The organism is Streptococcus sp. E24BD (assembly GCF_041807825.1).
GTDB lineage: Bacteria > Bacillota > Bacilli > Lactobacillales > Streptococcaceae > Streptococcus > Streptococcus entericus.
In genome coordinates, this window is the sequence record NZ_JBGTZB010000063.1 from 1 (window position 1) to 5,327 (window position 5,327).

General features: G+C 49.4%; 1 tRNA gene and 3 rRNA genes. All 4 read left to right on the plus strand.

The window, feature by feature from the left end:
- Nucleotides 1–253 precede the first annotated feature (253 nt).
- The 4 genes from ACERC5_RS09880 (at nt 254) to rrf (ending at nt 5,327) form a co-directional block, all read left to right on the plus strand.
- Nucleotides 254–1,809 (plus strand): 16S ribosomal RNA (locus ACERC5_RS09880).
- Between the two features lie 205 nt (nt 1,810–2,014).
- A tRNA-Ala gene (locus tag ACERC5_RS09885) sits at nt 2,015–2,087 on the plus strand.
- Nucleotides 2,088–2,218: 131 nt separating this feature from the next.
- A 23S ribosomal RNA gene (locus ACERC5_RS09890) occupies nt 2,219–5,123 on the plus strand.
- Between the two features lie 88 nt (nt 5,124–5,211).
- Nucleotides 5,212–5,327: ribosomal RNA gene (rrf, locus tag ACERC5_RS09895) — 5S ribosomal RNA — on the plus strand.
- Together the 16S, 23S and 5S rRNA genes with 1 tRNA gene alongside form the textbook arrangement of a ribosomal RNA operon.

Here is a 5,327-nt window from a genome sequence, read left to right on the forward strand (position 1 = left end):
ATGTGATAAGATATAACAGTTCTCGAAAGAGAGCATGAGTCTGAGAGAGCGGACGAAAAAAACTTTTAAAAAAGTTTAAAAAAGTAGTTGACAGTTTATCTTAGATTTGATAGAATATAGGAGTTGTCTCTTAGGAGACAACGCATGACCCTTGAGAACTGAACAAGACGAACCAAGTTGGGATTAGATGAGATGTTTAATCCCGTCAATAAACGGAAAAAGTCAGTAATGACTGAGACAAATCAACTTTTATATATATGAGAGTTTGATCCTGGCTCAGGACGAACGCTGGCGGCGTGCCTAATACATGCAAGTGGAACGCAGTCAAATCACCGGAGCTTGCTCCATCGAGTTGACTGAGTCGCGAACGGGTGAGTAACGCGTAGGTAACCTGCCTGATAGCGGGGGATAACTATTGGAAACGATAGCTAATACCGCATAACAACTATTCTCGCATGAGAAAAGTTTGAAAGGAGCAACTGCTTCACTATCAGATGGACCTGCGTTGTATTAGCTAGTAGGTAGGGTAACGGCCTACCTAGGCATCGATACATAGCCGACCTGAGAGGGTGATCGGCCACACTGGGACTGAGACACGGCCCAGACTCCTACGGGAGGCAGCAGTAGGGAATCTTCGGCAATGGGGGCAACCCTGACCGAGCAACGCCGCGTGAGTGAAGAAGGTTTTCGGATCGTAAAGCTCTGTTGTAAGAGAAGAACGTTAGTGGGAGTGGAAAATCCATTAAGTGACGGTATCTTACCAGAAAGGGACGGCTAACTACGTGCCAGCAGCCGCGGTAATACGTAGGTCCCGAGCGTTGTCCGGATTTATTGGGCGTAAAGCGAGCGCAGGTGGTTAGATAAGTCTGAAGTAAAAGGCAGTGGCTCAACCATTGTATGCTTTGGAAACTGTTTAACTTGAGTGCAGAAGGGGAGAGTGGAATTCCATGTGTAGCGGTGAAATGCGTAGATATATGGAGGAACACCGGTGGCGAAAGCGGCTCTCTGGTCTGTAACTGACACTGAGGCTCGAAAGCGTGGGTAGCGAACAGGATTAGATACCCTGGTAGTCCACGCCGTAAACGATGAGTGCTAGATGTTAGGCCCTATCCGGGGCTTAGTATCGAAGCTAACGCGATAAGCACTCCGCCTGGGGAGTACGGCCGCAAGGCTGAAACTCAAAGGAATTGACGGGGGCCCGCACAAGCGGTGGAGCATGTGGTTTAATTCGAAGCAACGCGAAGAACCTTACCAGGTCTTGACATCCCTCTGACCGTCCTAGAGATAGGATTTTCCTTCGGGACAGAGGAGACAGGTGGTGCATGGTTGTCGTCAGCTCGTGTCGTGAGATGTTGGGTTAAGTCCCGCAACGAGCGCAACCCCTATTGTTAGTTGCCATCATTCAGTTGGGCACTCTAGCGAGACTGCCGGTAACAAACCGGAGGAAGGTGGGGATGACGTCAAATCATCATGCCCCTTATGACCTGGGCTACACACGTGCTACAATGGTCGGTACAACGAGTCGCAAGTCGGTGACGACAAGCAAATCTCTTAAAGCCGATCTCAGTTCGGATTGTAGGCTGCAACTCGCCTACATGAAGTCGGAATCGCTAGTAATCGCGGATCAGCACGCCGCGGTGAATACGTTCCCGGGCCTTGTACACACCGCCCGTCACACCACGAGAGTTTGTAACACCCGAAGTCGGTGAGGTAACCGTTTGGAGCCAGCCGCCTAAGGTGGGATAGATGATTGGGGTGAAGTCGTAACAAGGTAGCCGTATCGGAAGGTGCGGCTGGATCACCTCCTTTCTAAGGAAAAGGATACTTGCGTTTGTCTTGTTTAGTTCTGAAGGGTTGTAAACTCATACAACGTATGTGGGGTCTTAGCTCAGCTAAGCGAAACCTTCAGGTTGAAGCTTTGTCGAAGCGTTAGCGCACGACAGGGACCAGCGGATACCACTCGATATCATATTGAAAAGAATTAAATAACGTTAATAGTACATACTATATGTACGGGGCCTTAGCTCAGCTGGGAGAGCGCCTGCTTTGCACGCAGGAGGTCAGCGGTTCGATCCCGCTAGGCTCCATAGGATAGGGAACTATCCTAGGGACCATTGACAATTGAATATCTATATCAAATTCCATTTATTAAAAAAGATAAATGAAATAGTAACAAGAAATAAACCGAAACGCTGTAGAGAACAAATTTAATTTTAAAGGTTAAGTTAATAAGGGCGCACGGTGGATGCCTTGGCACTAGGAGCCGAAGAAGGACGTGACTAACAACGAAATGCTTTGGGGAGCTGTAAGTAAGCGCTGATCCAGAGATGTCCGAATGGGGGAACCCACTAACTTGATGGTTAGTATCCAGTTCTGTTAAGGAGCTTGGAGGGAAGACGCAGTGAACTGAAACATCTAAGTAGCTGCAGGAAGAGAAAGCAAAAGCGATTGCCTTAGTAGCGGCGAGCGAACGGGCAGGAGGGCAAACCAGAGAGTTTACTCTCTGGGGTTGTAGGACTGCGTTGTGGACTTAAAGAGTATAGAAGAATGACATGGGAAGGTCAGCCAAAGAGAGTGAGAGCCTCGTATTTGAAATAGTCTTTATACCTAGCAGTATCCTGAGTACGGCGAGACACGCGAAATCTCGTCGGAATCTGGGAGGACCATCTCCCAACCCTAAATACTCCCTAGTGACCGATAGTGAACCAGTACCGTGAGGGAAAGGTGAAAAGCACCCCGGAAGGGGAGTGAAATAGAACCTGAAACCGTGTGCCTACAACAAGTTCGAGCCCGTTAATGGGTGAGAGCGTGCCTTTTGTAGAATGAACCGGCGAGTTACGTTATGATGCGAGGTTAAGTGGTAGAAGCGGAGCCGTAGGGAAACCGAGTCTTAATAGGGCGCATTAGTATCATGACGTAGACCCGAAACCATGTGACCTACCCATGAGCAGGTTGAAGGTGCGGTAAGACGCACTGGAGGACCGAACCAGGGCACGTTGAAAAGTGCTTGGATGACTTGTGGGTAGCGGAGAAATTCCAAACGAACTTGGAGATAGCTGGTTCTCTCCGAAATAGCTTTAGGGCTAGCGTCGACATTGAGATTCTTGGAGGTAGAGCACTGTTTGGATGAGGGGGCCATCTCGGTTTACTGATTTCAGATAAACTCCGAATGCCAAGTAATTATGGTCGGCAGTCAGACTGCGAGTGCTAAGATCCGTAGTCGAAAGGGAAACAGCCCAGACCACCAGCTAAGGTCCCAAAATATGTGTTAAGTGGAAAAGGATGTGGGGTTGCACAGACAACTAGGATGTTAGCTTAGAAGCAGCTATTCATTCAAAGAGTGCGTAATAGCTCACTAGTCGAGTGACCCTGCGCCGAAAATGTACCGGGGCTAAAACACATTACCGAAGCTGTGGATACTACAATAGTAGTATGGTAGGAGAGCGTTCTATATGCGGCGAAGGCATACCGTGAGGAGTGCTGGAGCGTATAGAAGTGAGAATGCCGGTATGAGTAGCGAAAGATGGGTGAGAATCCCATCCACCGTAAGACTAAGGTTTCCAGGGGAAGGCTCGTCCGCCCTGGGTTAGTCGGGACCTAAGGAGAGACGTAAACGTGTATCCGATGGCCAACAGGTTGATATTCCTGTACTAGAGTATGAAGTGATGGAGGGACGCAGTAGGCTAACTAAAGCAGGCGACTGGAAGTGCCTGTCTAAGCAGTGAGGCTTGGTATGAGTTAAATGTTTGTACCTATAAGGTTGAGCTGTGATGGGGAGCGAAGTTTAGTAGCGAAGTTAGTGACGTCACACTGCCAAGAAAAGCTTCTAGCGATGTATCATACTCTACCCGTACCGCAAACCGACACAGGTAGTCGAGGCGAGTAGCCTCAGGTGAGCGAGAGAACTCTCGTTAAGGAACTCGGCAAAATGGCCCCGTAACTTCGGGAGAAGGGGCGCTCAGCTAGACTGAGCCGCAGTGAATAGGCCCAAGCAACTGTTTATCAAAAACACAGCTCTCTGCGAAATCGTAAGATGAAGTATAGGGGGTGACGCCTGCCCGGTGCTGGAAGGTTAAGAGGAGGGTTTAGCGTAAGCGAAGATCTGAATTGAAGCCCCAGTAAACGGCGGCCGTAACTATAACGGTCCTAAGGTAGCGAAATTCCTTGTCGGGTAAGTTCCGACCCGCACGAAAGGCGTAATGATTTGGGCACTGTCTCAACGAGAGACTCGGTGAAATTTTAGTACCTGTGAAGATGCAGGTTACCCGCGACAGGACGGAAAGACCCCATGGAGCTTTACTGCAGTTTGATATTGAGTATCTGTACCACATGTACAGGATAGGTAGGAGCCTATGAGATCGGGACGCCAGTTTCGATGGAGGCGCTGTTGGGATACTACCCTTGTGTTATGGCTACTCTAACCCGGATAGGTTAACCCTATCGGAGACAGTGTCTGACGGGCAGTTTGACTGGGGCGGTCGCCTCCTAAAAGGTAACGGAGGCGCCCAAAGGTTCCCTCAGATTGGTTGGAAATCAATCGTAGAGTGTAAAGGTATAAGGGAGCTTGACTGCGAGAGCTACAACTCGAGCAGGGACGAAAGTCGGGCTTAGTGATCCGGTGGTTCCGTATGGAAGGGCCATCGCTCAACGGATAAAAGCTACCCTGGGGATAACAGGCTTATCTCCCCCAAGAGTTCACATCGACGGGGAGGTTTGGCACCTCGATGTCGGCTCGTCGCATCCTGGGGCTGTAGTCGGTCCCAAGGGTTGGGCTGTTCGCCCATTAAAGCGGCACGCGAGCTGGGTTCAGAACGTCGTGAGACAGTTCGGTCCCTATCCGTCGCGGGCGTAGGAAATTTGAGAGGCTCTGCTCCTAGTACGAGAGGACCAGAGTGGACATACCGCTGGTGTACCAGTTGTCCTGCCAAGGGCATCGCTGGGTAGCTATGTATGGACGGGATAAACGCTGAAAGCATCTAAGTGTGAAACCCACCTCAAGATGAGATTTCCCATGATTATAGTATCAGTAAGGACCCTTAGAGAAGATGAGGTAGATAGGTTGGGAGTGGAAGTGCTGCGAGGCATGAAGCGGACCAATACTAATCGTCCGAGGACTTATCCGAAGTCTAATTAGATATTGACAAGCGTGGTTTAGTTTGTTACAATGAGTAGGTATTCAATTGTGAGTGGTTTATTTTAATCATTCGAGAGTTAAGTGACGATAGCCTAGGAGATACACCTGTACCCATGCCGAACACAGTAGTTAAGCCCTAGAACGCCTGAAGTAGTTGGGGGTTGCCCCCTGTGAGATATGGTAGTTGCTTAGC